Genomic DNA, 17,268 nt, shown 5'->3' with positions numbered 1-17,268 from the left:
AGGGCGTCGGAGCCGACCACTGGAAGCCGCCAGCGGTGGCGCGTAGGCAGAGTGTGCGAGAACGGCTGACCACCCAAGGGCAGAGAACAGTTGCCCGTCGCTACACCACACCGGAGGACATGGCCGGGGATGGTCCACGACCTGGATCTCGTGCTCAGCTCCCCCGCCCGCCGCGGGGATACGCGAAGCCCCTCATCGAGGGGACTTCTCTTGCCGAGGACCCTGCCGCCGGACAGGACCGGCGCATCCGGGCAAATTCAGGCGAGGGACTCGTCGTCCCGAGGGACGAGGAGCACTCTCACCCCTCCCACCTCGGCCAACCAGCGCTCTCCCTGCTCAACGGCCGCCCGCCCCTCACCGAGCATCCGCGTGCGAATGTCGCGCGCCGACGCACGCAGCGCCGTCGCCGGCCTGCCCGCGAGCGGTCTCACGCATCCTGGGACCGATTCACCGTTCGGCCACGATGGTCGCGGGAGTGCCAGCCCACACCGCGGTGCCACCGGTTGTCATGGTGAGGCCGTACCTGTCGACGCTCGGCCGGCCGAACGCCTCCCACCGGCGGTATGCGGCGGTGATCTCGTCCCACAGCTGTCGGGACCCGGCCTGCGTGACGGCGAAGTCGGATGCGCTGCGGCCGTCGTAGTCGACGGCCGCCCACGAGCCGGTGGTCGGGGAGTCGACCCGAAGGCGGGTGTGGGCGTGTTCGCCACTGGTGTGCGAGCCGAACGACGCGTCGGGGACGGTGAGGCCGATGTGGAACTCGGCGTCGAGGTCGCCGCCCGCGACCGCCCACGGAGACAACCCCGTCAACGAGTAGGCGGCCGCGCTCACGGCGCCCTCCGACGCGGTCGGTGGCGGGTCGGGCTCGGCGTCGGGGCGTGCCATCTGCATGAAGGAGGCGAAAGCATGGAAGCGTCCCTGGGCCCGGCCGTCTCCGGTGGCGGTGAGTGCGAGGGTGCCGTAGCTGCACCAGGCCGAGGTCCAGGGGGCCACGATGCGGCCGCCCGGCCGAAGCTGGGTCAGCCACGCGGACGGAAGATGGTCGACGGAGAAGGTGGCCAGGACCACGTCGTAGGGGGCGTTCGGCGGCCAGCCGGCGGCGCCGTCCGCGGCCACGACCGTCGGCGCGCAGTCGGCCGACTTCAGGTTCTCCTGGGCGCCGGTGGCGAGGGTGGGGTCGAGGTCGACGGTGGTGACCTGCTCGTCCCCGACCAGCGCGCACAGCAGGCCCGCGTTGAAGCCGGTCCCCGCGCCCAGCACCCGCACTCGGGCTCGGGCGTCGTCCCGGGCGTGGGGTTCGACGAGGCCGGCCAGGAGGAGCATGCGGCCGACCATGGAGGGCATGGAGGCTGACGAGGACGGCAGGCCGTCGGTGAACCGGGTGACCAACGGCTGGTCCGAGTACGCCGCAGCCCACCAGCCGTCGGGCTCCGTCGCCCGGTCCACGGGCCGGTAGCCGCCGGAGCCGTCGCGCAGCCAGATCCGATCGGGCAAGAACCGGTGCCGCAGTACGCGGTGGAAGGCCTCCTGCAGGCGGGCGGGCAGCGGCCCGCCGAGCTGCTCGGCGACCGCCGCGAGGAGACCGTCGACGAGCGCGCCTTCGGCGGGGGCGTCCGGTGCGGTGGGCACGGCTACTGCTCCGAACCGGGGTTGGTGGGCGGGGGCGGGCGGAGGCGGAGGAGGTGGGACGGGCCGGTTCGGCTGATGCCCGTCATCACCGATAGGTGACCGATGCTTGCCCTCCACAAATCCCTGCCACAGCAGCCCTCCCACAGCTCGAGAACCCCTAACGGTAGAACCGGAAGAGCAGACACGGCAGGCGCATGCCAGACACGAGGAGAACCGCGTGGCCGCTTCCGGTCGCCTCTGACAGCCCGAAGGCATCCTGCCGGGGTTCAACCGGGTTGTGGTCGTGGGTGGCGGGCAGAGGCGGAGCCGGCCTTGTCGGCGGCCAGTTGGAAATCCCCAGTGGCGGCCACTTGGTGGGGAGGTATCTGGCCGCCGAAGGTCACTCTGCGTTGCCGGATGTTTCGTCGCTCTTGATCGGATCCAGCGGCAGCCAGGGCCTGGCTCTGCTGGAACCTGGATGGTGTTGTTGCACCTGCCGTAGCGGCATGTGGTGTGGTCGAGGCACCACCGCACGAAAGGCTCCGTCTTATGTACCCCTCCATCACGCCTCCCCGCCAGGTCAAGATCGGTGATGCGGCCGCGTTCGCCGGGACCACCCCACGCGCCATCCGCCACTACCACGAAATCGGCCTGCTGCCGGAGCCGGAGCGAGGTGGAGACGGTCGCCGCCGCTACGGCTACGACGACATGATCCGCCTGCTGTGGATCCGCAAAACGGCAGCGGTCGGCATCAGCCTGGACGATATGCGGGCCGCCTTCGACGAAGCCCGGGACATCGAGGAGATCCTGAGCAGGCTGGAGGAAACCTTGGCGGCACGGGAGGCCGAAATCGAACGTCAGCGCACGGCTGTCCGCCATCTGCAGGCGGTGGGCAACCCGCTGGGGCTGCTCTCCGAACTGGTCACGGACCGGCTCAGTCACCTGCCCCCGGGCGCACTGCGCCCCTCCGACCTCGACGCCCTGCTGGTCACGGAACGGGTCTTCGGCCCGCTGGGCGCCGCCATCCAGGCCAGCGTGTTCATCGTGCTGGCCACCCACCCCGATCTGAGGGCCGAGAACGACCGTCTCGATGCCGCCGAGGCCGCCCTCGACGACGGCGTCGATACCCGCGACCCACGCGTCGAAGAAGTCGCCGTACAGCGATGCGTCCAACAAAGGGCCCTGGAGCAGGCCATCGAGGCAGCTGGGCTGGATGCGGCAGAGGAGAGGCTCTTCGAGATCTACGACGCCGACCTGAAAGGGGAGGAGGACACACAGATGAGCGCCTTCGAAGCGATCACCAAAATGCCCTACGACTTCTCTCCCGCCCGGATGCGCTGTATGGAACTCACGGCACAACTCCTCGCCGACGCCCACTCCGCAGACCACTGATCGCCTGTGCCCGGCACCGATGCGGCCCGACAGCCGGTCGCGTCCATCCGCATACGGCTGGTCGCATCAGACATCGAGCCCGGGCCGTAGCAAAGAGTGACATCACAACTGGTCGTACGTGGGGATTCCGCACTGGCCGCTGACACGGCCTGGATGCTGTCGACCGGGGCGGTGACCGGCGACGTGTGACGGCTGCCGGACCTGCCCGCGGTCGACAGCGCCACGGGGGCTGGGAGCAGCCCGTCCGAAGGGGGCTCCCCGCAGTGGCTATTGCACCCCTCTGCCGGGTGGGGTGGGCCGTTGACGCGCTCGAGCAAGAAGGGTTCCACCCGGACAGCGTGCTCGCGCCCGGGTTGTACGGCTGCCCGGTGCGTCCCGGCGCCGGGGTTCAGAAGGAGAGGTCGAAGTAGTCGATGTCGGTGAACTCGACCCGGAGCTGGTCGGCTCGGGTTCCGCCGTCCTTGAAGTAGATCTCCTGCAGTCCCTCGGCGACGATCGCGCGCAGGTCGCGGTCGTCGGCGCCTTGGGCGCGGGCGTCAAAGAGGCGCTGGGCGTAGACGGCGGGGAGGTGGACGGTGAGGAGGCGGACGCGGCCGTCGTCGGTGGTGCCGACGGGTGCGGTGTAGCCGAACCGGGCCCGCGTCTCGAGGTCCCCTAGGTCGTCTCTTTCGGATCTTGTCGGTCAGGTCCGCGTCGTCCGGTGCCGTGCCTCGGCGTGCTGCCGGGGCTGCCGTGTACTGGACGTACTCGGTTGCCCCGGCAGTGCGGCGAGGTGCGGTGCCGGGCGTCGCGGGCCCGGCAAGATCCGGAAGAGACGGCCTACCACTCTGGCCTGGGTGTCGGAGAGCAGGTGCGCGAAGTCCTGGACGCGGTCACTCGCCTCCGTGCGCACCGCTTGCGCCCGGCACGTTCACGAAGTCGCTCAGACCGTTTGTTGCCAGCCGCCACCCTCCACGGCCCAGCCTGTGATCTGAGGCTTGACCGGAGGGAGCGCCCACGGCTCCAGGGCTCCGGCGCAGAGCTCCGCCAGGAACTGGACCATTCCGCCCTCGTAGTGCCACCAGGGGCCGTTGCGGGAGCAGATCGAGACCAGCCAGTGCTCCGGATCGTCCCCGAGCACGCTCCAGAAGAACTGGTCGCCCTCCGCCGAGTCCCCCCAGGGCATCAGGGTCGTCGAGATGAGCTCTGCAGGACGCAGATCGGCGGGGTAGTCGGAGTCCCACCTCTTCGATCGCGTGCCCTCCGCCTCGACCCTGACGGCTTCCTCCCCGGGCCACGGAAGCGCGAGGCCCAGGAAGTCGTCCAGGCCGAAGGCCGGATACCACTCGGCAAGCGACTTGAAGTCGGAGGGCAGAGTCCTTCCGGCTTCCTCCTCGACCGCCCGCCAGTCGATAACGGCCGGCTTCTCCCGGCGCAGTGCCACCAGCCCGGGTACAACGCGTTCCAGCACGGCTATTGCCTCGTCCGGGTCGAGGATCCGGTGCGCTGGCTTCTGCGTTCCTATGAGCTCTTCCACGGGCGCAGCCTCACACACAGCTCCGACAAACCACATCCCTGCCGACAGACCGGCCGGACCCGTCTGCGACCCTGCCCCGCCCCCGCACGCGCCCACACCCGGAAGGTGCCCGGTCGTCGACCGGTACCCAGCCGAACAGCAGGCGCATGTCCACGATGCTGCGCGTGGATGGGACCTGTCCCGCGCCTCGGCGGCGCCGGAACTTTTCCGGTTCCTGGCCCTCTCGCCGCCGACCTCCACCGGTGGCACCATGAGCCCAGACGGTGCCGACGCTCGGTACCGATTTCCTGGGGTCAACATGAACATTCGGCTCCCACTCGCCCGACTCACCCACTTCTTCGTGACAGCCGCGTTGGGTGCGCTGACCGCCTGCGGCGGCTCCGGCGGGCAATCGCCCCCGCAGGAATCCCCGTCCGTCGTACCGGGCACGTCCTCGGCGCTCTCCCCGGCTCCGACCGCACCCAGCACGCCCGGTGCCACCCCCGGTACGCCCGCACCGACTACCCCCGGGCCCGACGGCGGCACGCCGCCCCTCGGCTCGGCGCTCCTGCAGCCCGTGTGGCCGTTCCCCACGCTCGCCCAAGCCCAGGCGTGGCAACGGGAGTTCCGCTCCGGGGGCCACCAGCCCTGGCATCTCGACCCGGAGCAGACCGCGCTCTCCTTCACCCAGGGCTACCTCGGCTTCAAGGATGTCGGCCGAGTCTCCTCGCGCACCGTCACTGGCCGCGATGCCCGGATCGGCGTGGGCCTGAGCCTGCCCCCGGGCGCCGAGGGCTACAGGAGCACGGTCGCGGTCATCCACCTCGTACGGTACGGGGCCGGCGCGGACGCCCCGTGGGAGGTCGTGGGCACCGACGACACGACGTTCTCGCTGACCACGCCCGCTTACGGATCGGTCGTGCGCTCCCCTGTGCGGACCGGCGGCCGGATCAGCGGTGTGGACGAGAGCATCCGCGTGGACGTGCGCCAGCCCTCGTCCACGGCCCCGATCGGCACTTCCTGCTGCATTCCGGCCGGCGGAAGCGCGCAACCCTGGAATGCGACCGTGTCGTTCACCGGCGCCCGTGACCCGGTGCTGACCATCGTCGCGTCCACCGGCGGGCACATCTCCGATGTAGAGCGCTTCACGGTCACGGCGGTACGAACCGGCTGACGCGGGACGCGAAAGAGACCCGGGCCGGCTTCCCAGTTGGGGGCCGGGCCGGGCCGCTCGCAGAGCGGATGGTCGCCAAGGGCCGGAGAGCGTGAAGGCAGGCGTGGGGCCGGCGAACCGAGTCGCCTGGCTCGGACTCCTTGGAGCGATCACCGTTGAGCGGTGGTGCTGGCTCCGTCGAGCGATTCCCGGATGATGTCCACGTGCCCTGCATGCCGGGCGGTCTCCCTGATCAGGTGGAGCAGGATCCGGCGGGCCGACCGGTAGACCGTCTCCGACGGAGACCACGGAGTGCTCGGTAGGGGCTCCCACCGACAACCTGCCGGCGGAGCATCTTCCACAACCTCGACGCCCAAGACGAAAGCGACAAGCACTCCTGAAGTCGGACGGGGCCGCGGGCGCGGTAACGCCGCTCGCCCTCTGGGCAAGCGCGTGATCAGCATCTGAGATGGAGGCCGAGGATTCCCAGCACATGAAGGTCGTCCACCTGCTGTGGCCCGGCGGCCTGGCAACGACCATTCTGATCGGCGGTCCGGGTCAGGAGCCGACAGGGGCAGGCGGCTTCAGGAGCGAGGTCGGAAGGTAGGCGGACCTGGTCTGCAGGTCCCAGCCATGAACCTGTACGGCGAGAGCGGCCAAGGCGATCGCGCCCAGGGGGAGCAGAGTTCCGGGCGCGGGATTCTCACCGACACCGGCACGGTGCTGCGCCAGTCGTTCGTCCAAGGCCCGCTCGAAGGCGCACTGATCGTCGGCGAGCAGGACGCGCAGCAGGCGCTGGTCGGGACTCACCGCGTGGGCGGCGTCCAGGGCGAGGGCAGCGTCCAGTCGCTCATCCGTCGATGGCTTGGTCAGCGTCACCTGTGGCCAGTCTCGGGGCAGGTGGCCGCGGGCCGGGGTCAGGTAGGCGCACAGGGCGTCCATGTGTGCGAGGTCGTCCGGTTCGGAGACGGAGTCCCGGCCGGCGTGGGGCAGGTTGTTGTGGAGTGCGGGTGCGAAGTTTCTGCGCAGGAGCAGACCGATCACCCGCTCCCAGTCCTGCACCAGACCGCTGACGACGCAGATGTCGAAGGCGTCGATCCATGTGCGGGCGGTAACCGTGTCGGTCGCATCGTGCGTCTCGTCGTAGTCCAGCTCTTCACTGGTCAGACGCGTCCCGGTCAGAGGCAGGGGGATCTCCCAGTCGCCTCCGGGAAAGCAGCCCAGGTCCAGCACGCCCAGGCAGCATTCAGCAGCGGTGACCAGGGCAAGGCGAGTGCGCTCGTCGTCGAGGTCGGGGTCCTGGATAGTGCGCGCTGCGACGTGGTCGAGCAGCTCGTGGCCGAGTTCCTCAAGCATCACGCGCATCGGGTAGCCCCGCTGGTAGACGTCCTCGAAACGCTCCTGGACACGGTCCGCCTTGTCACCGAGGGCCTGGTCCAGGCGCTGCTGGTTCACGGGATGGCGTAGCGCGTGGTTGATCTCCATCCGTGCATCCTGTCAGGCGCCACCGACAGCGCCGCTCCACGCTTTCCGTCCGGTATCCGCATCCGGCAACGCGGGCCCCGAAGGCATTGTGGGGGTGGGGGTGATCACCCCGTGGCGCTCCAGGGCTGCTCGTCGTCGGACCGGATTACGCGCTGATGTTCTGATCGGGCCCGCTTCAAGCAGGCGGCGCCAAGAGCCGACCAGCGGCCGGCGCCGCCGGAGAGACCGCCGTTCACGCTCGGTCATACCGCCCCAGACGCCGACGAGGACGAGGACGGCGTACCTGCCTGTGACAACTACCGTGCTTCGGCTCATTTTCACGGTCGATGGGCTGAGCTGGGCGTCGCGCGGCTCGTCAGTGACGTAGCCGGGCGGCTGCGGCCAGAATCGGGGTGCTCACGACGGTGGCTGCGGCGCCGAGTGTGGTGTCGGTGGCCAGGATCGGCGTCCCCACAGCGCTGGGCGCGATCGCGGGGGCGGCGCCCGACGCCATTCCCTGCGCAGCGCGCGCGGACCTGCGCAACGCGGACCTGCGCAACGCGAACCCGTTGGGGGTGACATGGTCGGAACAGACACGTTGGCCTGATGACGTTGCAGCGGTGATGCGGGGCAGGTCCGTGCCGATCGGAGGTGGCCGGTATCGCGTACAGGGTTTCGGGAACAGCGGGGCAGATCTGTCAGTGCCCCCGGTACCGGTGTCCTGACTAAGCGTCGCAGTCTTCCGCGTTTCCTCCAGATCCCGCGGGGTCGGCGCCTTCGACCCATCCCGTACCGGGCCAGCCCCGACATCCGCGCCTCCGGCACCACCGAGATGGCCACCAGGCGCGCACCCAGCCCGCGTACGTCCTTCGCCCGCTCCAAAGCGGCCGTACGCCCGGCAGGATCGTCACCAGCCGCAAACGAGGGGTTTCACGTCTGGCGGGGTCGCGGGCGGCGATGTATCGGGCGACCGGGCATCGTGCCGACCGGGCCTCCACGGAGCGTGGCCCGCGGTTGTCGGAGCTCCGTGGAGGCCCGGTCGGCGTGTGATGGAGGCTGCCCTCGGCCTCAGGACCGTCCTCGCGGGCTCAGACGGCTGCCCCCGTCCCCCTTTCCTTCTTCCTCCGCGCCTCCAACGGGCTGCACCCGTCAGGGACTTCCTTCGCGGAGCGAGGGTCCCGTGCCGGTGGGGGTGTCGGGTTGAGGTGTTCCAGGGCGATCGCGATCGGGACCGCGGTGAAGATGGTCGAGGCGATGCCGACCAGGACGCCTGCGATCAGCGCAACGGAGAAGTCCGCCAGCGAGTCGCCGCCCAGTACCGCCAGTGAGGCCAGGATGAACAGGGCTCCCATACCGGTGTTCACCGTGCGCGGGAGTGTCTGGACCACCGCGTGGTTGGCCGTTTTCTCCAGGTCGCCTCGGGGGTCTCGGCGGCGCGCTTCGCGGACGCGGTCGAAGACGACCACCGTGTCGTTCACGGAGTAGCCGATCACCGTGAGCAGCGCCGCCAGGAAGACGCTGTCCACCGGCCTGCCCAGCCAGGCGAACAGGCCCACCACGAGGAGGACGTCGTGGACCATCGCAGAGACTGCCGCTGCCGCCAGGGTCCAGCGGAACCGCACGCTGAGGTAGATCAGCTGGGCGGCCACCGCGATGCCCAGGGCCAGGAGCGCCTTGTGGCGCAGTTCGCTGCCGAGGCTCGGGCCGATCTGTTCGTCACGCTCCACCGTGACGGTTCCGCCGGGCTCCTCCAAGGCCGCCTTGACGCGCTGCTGTTCGTCGTCGGTGAGCTTCTCCGTGCGTACGGTGATGTCGCCGTCGCCGGACTCCTGCACCACCGCGCGCGGGAACCCCGCGTCGGACACGGCGTTCCGGGCCGTGTCCGCGTCGACGGACCTGCTGGTGCTGTACTCGACGAGGCGGCCGCCGGTGAACTCCACGCCGAAGTCCAGGCCGCGGATGAGGATTCCTGCGACGGCCACCGCCACCAGGAGTGCGCTCGCGCCGAGCCGGCGGCGACGGTGGCGGACCAGGTTCGGGTTGCGGTGGGACAGCCATGTGCGGACCCGGCCCGTCGAGGCGATGCCCGTCAGACCGGGGCGCTTGCGTACGAAGCTGCGGGCGACGGCGAAGTCCGCGAGCGCGCGGGTGATCACGAGCGCCGTGAGCATCGATGCCAGGACGCCGATGCACAGGGTGACCCCGAAGCCCTTGACCGGGCCCGTGGCGAAGAAGAACAGCAATCCCGCGGCGAGCAGCGTCGTCACGTTCGAGTCGATCACCGCGCTCCACGCCTTCGCGAAGCCGGTCTTCACCGGCTTCGCCAAGTCCTTGGAACGGACGCCCAGGTACTCCTCCCTGGCCCGTTCGAAGACCAGGACGTTCGCGTCCACCGCCATGCCGATCGCCAGGACGAACCCGGCGAGCCCCGGCAGCGTGAGCGTCGCGCCGAGCGCCACCAGAGCGGCGTACGAGATGAGGCCGTACAGCGCGAGGGCCAAGGCGGCGAGCGCGCCAAGGAGCCGGTAGACGACGGTGATGAACAGTGCGGTCAGGGCGATGCCGATGAGCGCGGCCTTGGTGCTCGCCTCGATTGCGTCGGCGCCGAGCGTCGGGCCGACCGTGCGCTGCTCCACGACGTCGAGGGGCACCGGCAGCGCGCCGCCCTTCACGAGCGCCGCCAGCTCGCGCGCCTCGGCCCGGCCGAAGCCGCCGCTGATCTGCGTGGAGCCGCCGGTGATACCGGTCCCGCACACCACGTCCGCGGTGACGCCGGGCGCCGAGATGATCTTGTTGTCGAGGGTGATGACGACGCGGCGTTCCGGAGCGCCCTGAGGCGCGCAGGCCGCGTCCGAGGTGATCTTCGCCCAGGTGTCGCCCGCGCTTTTGCGGAAGTCGAGGGAGACCATCCAGCCGCTGAGCGACTGCTGGTCCAGGACCGCCTCGGCGTCCTCGACCCCCTCGCCGGTGAGGGCGGTGGGGCCCAGCTTCAGGTGGTTGCCCGGCCGGTCCGGGTCGGGCAGGGTGCGCAATCCGTCGGCCTCGGGCTTCGCGGAGCCCTTGTCGGCCGTCGCCCCCGTCACCGGGTGGACCGTGAGCTGTGCGGTGCGGCCGATGACCTCGGCGGCCTTGCGTGGGTCCTGCACTCCGGGCAGTTCGACGATGATCCGTTTCTCGCCGGAGCGGGCGATGCCGGGTTCGGAGACGCCGAGGGCGTCGACGCGCTGCCTGAGGACCTCCAGAGCGCGGTCGGTGGATGCGGCGTCGGCCTTGACGGTGGGTGAGTCCCGGGTCTCCAGGACGATCTGGGTGCCGCCGCGCAGATCGAGGCCGAGGCGGGCGGATTGGGTGAGGGCGATGTAGAGGGACAGCGCGACGGCTGCCAGCGCGACGATCGCCCTCCACAAGGGTGGGCGGGACAAGGGTGCGCGAGACATGCGTACTCCACGATGAGGGCAGGACGGAGGGACGCGTGACCGGCCCCGCGCGGTGTGCGCCGGGTCAGAAGGGTCAGGCGTCGATGACGGTCTGCGTGCTCATCGGTGGGGCGGGCCGCGCGGGGCGGCGGACTCGGCCGGCCTGCGCGGCGGCGCGAGTGCGGTGGCGGGGCCCGTGTCGGGCCCGCCCAGGGCGCGGCGCGGGGCCGTGTCGACGGCCGTACGCGCGGGGCCCGCAGGCTGCGGGCCCGGGATGTGGGCGTCAGGTCGGTGCGTGACCGCGACATGCCGCGCCGGGACGTCGTCCGGTCCTGCCCCTTGTCCGGCGTGCCCCGCCACCGTGTGGTGGGCGAGCGGCCTGTCGGCGGGCATGGGCATGCCCTGCGTCCCGGCCACCGGGACGAACAGCGCGAGGACGGTGACGACGAGGGTCAGCGCGGACGCGGCCAGGCGCGCGGAGCGGCTCTGTTGCGGCACGCGTCCCCCAACCCTTCGGTGCTCGTCGGGTGCGCACTGCGTGGCCCCGCCCTGCTCAACGTATGGGGCACCCCGGTCCGTTCCGTGTTCCTCGGCAGTTCTTCGGAAGCCGAAGAACTTCAGCAACAGCGCGAAACCCAGCCGGTTCGCCGCCCCCGACTTGCTCCGAAGTCGCTCCTGGTCCTCCTCCAAACAGCGTCCAGACCTCGATCAAGTCCTCCGGCTCCCACTCCTGCCGCACTTCGCACTCCCGCCGGTCTTCGTGACCGGACCAACGTCGCCGAGCGGCTCCTCAAGAATCCGGAAAGATCGAAGACCCGGACAAGCCCACCCCGGATTTGCTACAGAGAGCTACTTGTCACTTCGTGGCAGCTTCGGGAGGACAGGGCCCTGGAGCACGTCTTCTCCGTCGTCGCGCTCAACCTCATTCGCCTCGATGCCTGGTGGAACGGCCACCCACTCGACCGCACCGCGTCACCCACCTTGCCCGCCTCGACCTCTCCCTCGCCGCGTAACCGAATAAGCCAGCAGGATCGGTGACAGCATTCCTACTGGCACCCCATGTCCCGCTGTGTGCCCCAGGTTGTTCCTCCGTCACGGGGTACGGGAACGCTTGGTGGCATCATCGCGGGACGGCTACTCGGCCCCGAAGTCCCAGCCGAGACACCAGACTCAAGTAGCGGGTGATCATCTACACCGTTGTTGGGTGCCAGGCCGAGGTCAACGTCCCTGGTAGAGCAGCTCCAAGCGGGGCGCAGCAGCTTGTCGGTACCAGCTGCCACGCTCACCCGGTGACCGAGACCCCCACAGCCGTGTACCGGCTCTACGACGCGGCCGGCTACCTGCTCTATGTCGGCTCGTCCGGTGATCCCACGCGCCGTTGGCGCGAGCACCGCAAAGAGATGTTCTGGTGGCGAGAGGTCGCCCGTCACGAGCGCCAGTGGTACGCCTCGGACCGGCTGGCCCGCGCGGCTGAGGGCGAGGCGATCTTCTGGGAGCAGCCCCGCTACAACAAGGGCGAGTCCGGCCCCGTGCTGCCGTCCGGAGTGCCCCGGCAGCCGCACGGTACGCGGATCGCCTACCAGTGTCGGGAGCTCCGGCCGGCCTTCCGCCGAGAGTGGTTCTTGTGGAGACTCCACCTGCAGGACGGCACCGAGACGGAACGCGAGACGCTCCACCGGATCGTCCTACTCCTGCTGAGGGCTCGCCTGGCGAACCTACGCCGCGGGGAGCCGCTTCCCGATCAGGGCCCGTAGCTCCAGCCCCGCGCGCTGCACCCGCTCGTCCGCTCCGTCGAGCCGGCCCTGGAGGAGGGCCAGGGTCTCGACCTCGCCGCGGGTGAGGAGCAGCCGTGTGCCGGGCGCGTCCATGGCCCTTGGGGAGGATCGGAACGAGCGGTAGCGACTCGGTTGTGAGAAGCCCGGCTCCTGCTTGCTGCACGGCCCGGCTTCGCCAGATGCCCGCATGCGTGGGCAGGGACGAGCCAGGTCGGTGCGGACGTACCGGTGGGTGGCCGACAGCGACCGTACGCCCGGCCGACAGGCCAGGTGGGCCCCGAGCTGCCGGGCGTGCGCGAGGAGGGAAGCGGGGTTCGGCGCGCCCCGAAGATCTTTTAAGAATTTTCCGACTGGCTTTTTCACTCAACGGCATTAACGCAATGTTGGACATTGAAGCCCTTACAGGGGCATTTGGATGCTCCAAGCGCCCTCTGTGCACACGGCGTTCGGAGATTCATTCCTGCGGGGCCTCGTAAGCTGAACGTGTTCCACCCCCTCCGACGGACAGGTCGAGCAGGTGCTCGGAAAGCACGCCTACGAGCCCCTGCCAGGTCTGTCCGGCGTGCCGCAAGACCCCTGAGGGGTGCAGATGGAACCGCAGCCGATCGAGCAGGCCGGCAGCGGCCCTGACCCGGGTTATTCCGGAGAGGGCGCAGGTAGTACCGGAGGTGGAGGCGGCGGGATCTGGAAGAAGATCCGCGACAAGTTCGCCACCGGGGCCGCCGAAGGTGGCGGCCAGACCCTCGGCGAGAAGGCGGCCGAGTGGATCGTGGGGCTCCTGTTCCACACAGCAGAACGGCCCACCCCTGAACCGGGGCGGACCGTTGGTGTCACTGCGTAGGTGACTGAAAGGACCGTCCGGATACGGGGCTGCAACCCCCCGGGCGGTTCTTTCGCGTTCGGCACCGTTCAGCTGAACATGCACGAACGCTGGCTAGGGTACCAAGGCGGTTCTGTCATGCTCGGACCGCAACAGCCCCGTAGCGCCCCAGCGGCCTTATCTCCAGGGCGCTGACGTCGGTGCGCGGACCGGTCACACGGTGGCGGCCGCCTTCGAGGGGCGACCCCAGACCTGGCCCCGGTCGATCGCGTCGAGCAGCACCGGCTCCCAGCCGGCGGCCGCGAGCGAGGCGGTGTCGGGCAGACCCGCGTCGGCGAGAACCTGCAGCTGCACCGCTCGCCCCGAAGGGGGCCGACGTTCAGCGTCAGCCCCCTGCGCGCATCCCACGCACAAGGCCCCCGCTGGCGTCAGGCGGGTTCAGCGCCCGAGCGAGGGGCCTGAGCGGGCCTGGGGCGGCGGCTGGTACCGGTACTCGCTCTGCGCCGCGCCGGGCGTTCTCGCAGGCCCGTTCGGCGGCCTGCTGCCGAGCCTGCTTGATGTACGCGGCGCGCTGCTGCGCCTCGGTGGCGTGCTGGGTGGGGGCCTCGGTCGCCATGCGCGAGCGCAGCGTCTTCTCCTCCTGCAGCTTGCCCGCCGTAGTGGTGTGCTACCGCGCGAGGCCACGTTGCTCCGAGGCCTGGCGCTCGGCGAGGTCGGCTCTCCGGGCGACGACACTGTTGGCGATCCCTTCGATCTCCGGGAGCTGTTCGCGCATCGCGGCGAGGCGGGTCTGCAGCTCGTCGACGTCGCGCGGGCCCTCCCGGCGGGAGCCCTGTTCCTCGAAGAGGTGGATCGTCTCGGGGCTGCGGATCGCGGACCATGCCTCGCGCCCGGCGTCCTCGGCGGCCCGCCCGGCCCGCAGGATCTCCCGGTAGGCCTCGCTCTCCTTCTTGTCGTACTCGGCGGCGATCTGCAGCGTCTCCTTGCGGCTGGTGCCGGCCAGCCGCAGCGCCAGACGCGACTTGGTCTTCGCCTCGGCCACCCGCCGGAGGACTTCCTGCGCGTGGCGCACGGCCACGCCCGCCTGCTGTTCGTTGCGCCGCTCCGTCGCGGCGACAGCGCCAAGCTCGTCGGCGCGGTCCAGCACCATCGTGACCTCGCGGACCCGCTCCTGGCCGGGGATGACGGGCGCGGCGAGCTGCGCCGCTATGTGACGCCAGTACCGGCTGTGCACCCGTGCGGCAGGATGCTCGCACTGGGGGCATCCACCAGGCGGCCCGCACCCCGCCGCGTCGACCATCAAGCTGTCATCGGCGACTACGACCTGCCGCACCACGAGGTTCAGACCCGGGAAGAGAACATCTTCGAGCGTCTCCACCTTCACAACATTGTTTGATCTGCGCGCGCAGCTTGGCCCTGTCGAAGATCGTCGGGTCGTCCACGGGGCAGAAGCTGGCCCCGTCCCAGCGCGCCTCGGCGTACGCGTACACGGTGCCCCCGGACCACCGTCGGCTGGGCGGAGCTACGGCCCCGGGGACGCACCCGGCCTGTGGGCATCCATCGCCGCGCCGACCCTCGTTCCGCCTCCCACGACAAGTCATCTGTTGCCCGACGGCTGGCGTCTTGTCAGGTGCGTGCGGGCGCTGCTTCCTCTCTGGCAGCGCCGGCATTGAAGTAAGCCGCAATCCGCAACAGGGCGCAGACGTCGTCGTCCGGAGTACGGAGCGACTCGCGCGTGCGGGCATCGGCGTATTCGGCCGGGACGAGTGCGGGATCCCCTCGGACATAGACGGCCACTGCTGCGCGGAGCTGGTCGGCCGTCACGGCCGCAGCCAGCTCGGCCGCCACGAGTCCGGCGGCGTGATGGCGGTCCTCGGCCGTACGGCGCACCGACTTCTCCAGGTAGTGCCGCAGGGCCCACTGGCCGTCCCGGATCTCCACGGCACGGCGATACAGACGCCACGCCGTGCCCCAGCCCGGCGCACGGGTCGCCGTGACCGACCCGTGCGGTTCGAGCACGATGCCTGGTACGACGTCGTGCATGACGCTCCACAGGGGCGCCAGGGCGCGGTAGTCGCGGTGCGTGCGCAACCAGGTCTTCGTGCGCAGGACGGTGTGAACGGCCAGCGTCGGGATGAAGAATCCGGTGAGGACGAGCAGGTTGCCGACGTCGGCGAAGACCCACGCCAGGCTCTCGGTGGCCGCCGACGGTCCGCCGGATCCGCTTGCTGCGGCTGCGACTGCGACGAGTCGGATGGCGCTGTAGCCGAGCGTGATCAGGGCCCCGGCGCCGACGACACGTAGTCCGCGGGCGATCCACACCTCTTCCGTGCGGCCAGCGGCACGCCAGCAGCCGACGCCGAGGACGCCCTGCCCGATGCCGTACGCGACCACGTAGAGGACCAGGTACGTCTGGTAGACGCCGTAGTGGATGTACGTGGCTGTGAATCCTTGAGGCGTCGTCGGACCGCTGGCGGGAAGCAAGAAGAAGAGGGTGGCCAGTGCCAGGACGACCGCTCCGCCGGCCGTGAGGAACAGGCGGGCCCGTGCCCGCGCCCGGTCCGGGGATAGCGCCCAGTAGGCGAAGACCACGGGTTGCAACGCCACCTGCGCCGTCACGAAGCCGAACGCCATGAGGATGCCGATCGAGGGGCGGCCCGTGACGCCGCCCACGAACCGCCATACCGGTTCCAGGGAAACCAGGAAGGAGCATGCGCAAAAGCCGTAGACGCCTGCGAGGGCGGCACGCGCCCGATCCTGCGTCAGACGTTGCGGGGAGGCGAGGAGCAGGAGGAATCCGGCTGCGGCCAGCGCCAGGCACACCGGATGGAGCAGCTGCTGCACAATCCTTGTTCACTTCCTCATATCGTGGCCGCCCAACAACGTCTCCGCGACTCGGTCGTGCTCTTTGACGCGGACTCGGGGTCGGTGGACGTGGCGCTGCAGGTACGTGCCGACCAGCTCCGCCTCCGTCTCGTCGCCGTGGGCGTAGTCCGTGCGGCCCAGCATCATCCTCACCACCGACGGGTCGAGCGTGGGGACGGGGCGCTCGGAGTCCGGGCCCGCCTGCGGCAAGGCCGCGAAGCCCTGGTGGTTGCAGAGTATGTGCGCCAATTCGTGGGCGATGATGTGGTCTTGATGGGCACGACTGGTCTTCTCGTCGACGAAGACGTAGTCGACGCCGTCCGCCATCCGGATCCACAGGCCGCACACGCCCCCTACGTTGTCCGCGGGCGATGGAACGATCCGTATGGGATGCCCGGAGCGTTCCTCCACAGCGGGCAGCAGGTCCCGCACGTTGTCGACCGGCGGCAGCCGGAGACTGCGGACGAAGCGGCGGCTTTGGCGCCGCACGGCATCCGAGTACTTCACGAACCCTCCCCCTCGTCCTCGTCGGCCGCGCCGCCCCCGCTCTTCTCCTCCCCGGCTGGATCGGATGCAAGGCCCTCCTGCATCCGAAGGTGCTCGATGGCCGCGAGGATCTGCTCCATGCTCGCCGGCGACAGCCCGGCAGCCCGTGTCGCAACCCTCTGCACTCCGCTGTCGCGCAGCCGCCGTACGAGGTCCAGTTCGGCGTCGACCCTGCCTGCGGTGTCATCGTCGAAGAAGTACGCCACGGGCACGCCGAAGAACTCCGCGAGCGCCTCGAGGTGCCGCCGGGTCGGGTTGTCCCGCCGTCCGGTGCGCAGTTGCCACAGGTAGACGTGGGAGAGCCCCGGGCCCCCGCGTTCCTGCAGCAGCTGCGCGACCTCCTTGTTCGAGTAGGGGCCCCGACCCGGCGGGTGAACCGTCCCGAAGAGCCTGTCCAGTCTCTCTCTAAACGCTTCCTCTGACAGAACAGCCCCCTGAGCAGCAGGATTAATGTTGGTTGACGACCTGAAAAGATCATGCCAGACTCAAGGTCGTTAGCTGAGATTAATCGAACTGGCCAATCATCATCCGGGGAAAACCAGCCACACCCATCACTATGGGACACCGGGGCGACCGGGGCGGGGTTCCCTCCGACTGCAACAGCGGGGATCGTGTGTCCCCCGTTGTTCGTGGAGGTGCGGGGCCCTCACGGGACCGTTGCCGCATGCGCACGTCCGCGCGGACCTGCGCGCGAACCCTCCCTCAAAACTTGACCGATTACCGTCCCCCACCTG

At 70.0% G+C, this 17,268-nt stretch carries 16 protein-coding genes and 1 pseudogene; 4 read left to right on the top strand and 13 right to left on the bottom strand.

Annotation, left to right across the window (positions count from 1 at the left end):
- Nucleotides 1-447 precede the first annotated feature (447 nt).
- The gene (locus OG373_RS37055; RefSeq protein ID WP_405443123.1) at nt 448-1,629 is read right to left on the bottom strand and encodes a methyltransferase domain-containing protein; all 1,182 of its coding nucleotides are present in this window, start codon (nt 1,627-1,629) and stop codon (nt 448-450) included.
- 528 nt (nt 1,630-2,157) lie between these two features.
- Here OG373_RS37055 and OG373_RS37050 point away from each other — a divergent pair.
- Complete coding sequence (locus OG373_RS37050; protein ID WP_405443122.1) at nt 2,158-3,000, top strand: MerR family transcriptional regulator; 843 nt, start codon at nt 2,158-2,160, stop codon at nt 2,998-3,000.
- Between the two features lie 388 nt (nt 3,001-3,388).
- On the opposite strand, the pseudogene tpg reads toward OG373_RS37050, so the two are convergent.
- Both tpg and OG373_RS37040 read right to left on the bottom strand, forming a co-directional pair.
- A pseudogene (gene tpg / locus OG373_RS37045) lies at nt 3,389-3,649 on the bottom strand (telomere-protecting terminal protein Tpg); the annotation flags it as partial.
- A gap of 273 nt (nt 3,650-3,922) precedes the next feature.
- The gene (locus OG373_RS37040; RefSeq protein WP_405443121.1) at nt 3,923-4,516 is read right to left on the bottom strand and encodes a hypothetical protein; all 594 of its coding nucleotides are present in this window, start codon (nt 4,514-4,516) and stop codon (nt 3,923-3,925) included.
- A gap of 298 nt (nt 4,517-4,814) precedes the next feature.
- Here OG373_RS37040 and OG373_RS37035 point away from each other — a divergent pair, with 298 nt between their 5' ends.
- Complete coding sequence (locus OG373_RS37035) at nt 4,815-5,669, top strand: hypothetical protein (RefSeq protein WP_405443119.1); 855 nt, start codon at nt 4,815-4,817, stop codon at nt 5,667-5,669.
- Between the two features lie 149 nt (nt 5,670-5,818).
- Here the strand turns inward: OG373_RS37035 and OG373_RS37030 are convergent, their stop codons facing one another.
- The 4 genes from OG373_RS37030 to OG373_RS37015 all read right to left on the bottom strand — a co-directional run bounded on the left by OG373_RS37030 (nt 5,819) and on the right by OG373_RS37015 (nt 11,026).
- Nucleotides 5,819-6,112: a DUF664 domain-containing protein gene (locus OG373_RS37030; protein WP_405443117.1), complete on the bottom strand. Its 294-nt coding sequence runs from the start codon at nt 6,110-6,112 to the stop codon at nt 5,819-5,821.
- A 94-nt stretch (nt 6,113-6,206) separates the two neighbouring features.
- Nucleotides 6,207-7,133 (bottom strand): immunity 49 family protein, encoded by a 927-nt coding sequence (locus OG373_RS37025; protein ID WP_405443116.1) that lies wholly within the window; start codon nt 7,131-7,133, stop codon nt 6,207-6,209.
- A 1,067-nt stretch (nt 7,134-8,200) separates the two neighbouring features.
- On the bottom strand, nt 8,201-10,549 hold the full coding sequence (gene secD, locus OG373_RS37020; protein ID WP_405443114.1) for a protein translocase subunit SecD: 2,349 nt from the start codon (nt 10,547-10,549) through the stop codon (nt 8,201-8,203).
- Nucleotides 10,550-10,648: 99 nt separating this feature from the next.
- Nucleotides 10,649-11,026, bottom strand: coding sequence for a hypothetical protein (locus tag OG373_RS37015; protein WP_405443113.1), 378 nt, complete (start codon nt 11,024-11,026; stop codon nt 10,649-10,651).
- Between the two features lie 791 nt (nt 11,027-11,817).
- Here OG373_RS37015 and OG373_RS37010 point away from each other — a divergent pair.
- A complete protein-coding gene (locus OG373_RS37010) occupies nt 11,818-12,282 on the top strand; it encodes a GIY-YIG nuclease family protein (protein ID WP_405443111.1) in 465 nt (154 codons plus the stop codon).
- Here OG373_RS37010 and OG373_RS37005 read toward each other — a convergent pair.
- Nucleotides 12,244-12,396, bottom strand: coding sequence for a hypothetical protein (locus OG373_RS37005; protein WP_405443110.1), 153 nt, complete (start codon nt 12,394-12,396; stop codon nt 12,244-12,246). The genes OG373_RS37010 and OG373_RS37005 overlap by 39 nt on opposite strands.
- 496 nt (nt 12,397-12,892) lie before the next feature.
- On the opposite strand from OG373_RS37005, the gene OG373_RS37000 reads away from it, so the two are divergent.
- Nucleotides 12,893-13,144 carry a hypothetical protein gene (locus OG373_RS37000; protein ID WP_405443109.1) on the top strand — a complete coding sequence of 84 codons (252 nt, stop codon included), beginning with the start codon at nt 12,893-12,895 and terminating at the stop codon, nt 13,142-13,144.
- A gap of 192 nt (nt 13,145-13,336) precedes the next feature.
- Here the strand turns inward: OG373_RS37000 and OG373_RS36995 are convergent, their stop codons facing one another.
- The 5 genes from OG373_RS36995 to OG373_RS36975 form a co-directional block, all read right to left on the bottom strand.
- A complete protein-coding gene (locus tag OG373_RS36995; RefSeq protein WP_405443108.1) occupies nt 13,337-13,477 on the bottom strand; it encodes a hypothetical protein in 141 nt (46 codons plus the stop codon).
- 313 nt (nt 13,478-13,790) lie between these two features.
- The gene (locus OG373_RS36990; protein WP_405443106.1) at nt 13,791-14,501 is read right to left on the bottom strand and encodes a hypothetical protein; all 711 of its coding nucleotides are present in this window, start codon (nt 14,499-14,501) and stop codon (nt 13,791-13,793) included.
- A gap of 248 nt (nt 14,502-14,749) precedes the next feature.
- Nucleotides 14,750-15,967, bottom strand: a complete 1,218-nt coding sequence (locus tag OG373_RS36985) for an MAB_1171c family putative transporter (RefSeq protein WP_405443105.1) — start codon at nt 15,965-15,967, stop codon at nt 14,750-14,752.
- 9 nt (nt 15,968-15,976) lie between these two features.
- Nucleotides 15,977-16,495: a hypothetical protein gene (locus tag OG373_RS36980; RefSeq protein ID WP_405443103.1), complete on the bottom strand. Its 519-nt coding sequence runs from the start codon at nt 16,493-16,495 to the stop codon at nt 15,977-15,979.
- Complete coding sequence (locus OG373_RS36975; protein ID WP_405443101.1) at nt 16,492-16,746, bottom strand: hypothetical protein; 255 nt, start codon at nt 16,744-16,746, stop codon at nt 16,492-16,494. Before OG373_RS36975 ends, OG373_RS36980 begins: the two co-directional genes overlap by 4 nt.
- Between the last annotated feature and the right edge of the window lie 522 nt (nt 16,747-17,268).

It is taken from the genome of Streptomyces avidinii (genome assembly GCF_045161815.1).
Lineage (GTDB): Bacteria > Actinomycetota > Actinomycetes > Streptomycetales > Streptomycetaceae > Streptomyces > Streptomyces avidinii.
Note: the sequence above shows the minus strand (reverse complement) of the source record. Positions and strands in the feature narration are given on the sequence as shown.

Coding starts and splice junctions, on each gene's coding strand:
- OG373_RS37050 (WP_405443122.1), top strand. CDS start 2,158: ATGTACCCCTCCATCACGCCTCCCCGCCAGGTCAAGATCGGTGATGCG.
- OG373_RS37035 (WP_405443119.1), top strand. CDS start 4,815: ATGAACATTCGGCTCCCACTCGCCCGACTCACCCACTTCTTCGTGACA.
- OG373_RS37030 (WP_405443117.1), bottom strand. CDS start 6,112: ATGCTGATCACGCGCTTGCCCAGAGGGCGAGCGGCGTTACCGCGCCCG.
- OG373_RS37025 (WP_405443116.1), bottom strand. CDS start 7,133: ATGGAGATCAACCACGCGCTACGCCATCCCGTGAACCAGCAGCGCCTG.
- secD (WP_405443114.1), bottom strand. CDS start 10,549: ATGTCTCGCGCACCCTTGTCCCGCCCACCCTTGTGGAGGGCGATCGTC.
- OG373_RS37005 (WP_405443110.1), bottom strand. CDS start 12,396: ATGGACGCGCCCGGCACACGGCTGCTCCTCACCCGCGGCGAGGTCGAG.
- OG373_RS37000 (WP_405443109.1), top strand. CDS start 12,893: ATGGAACCGCAGCCGATCGAGCAGGCCGGCAGCGGCCCTGACCCGGGT.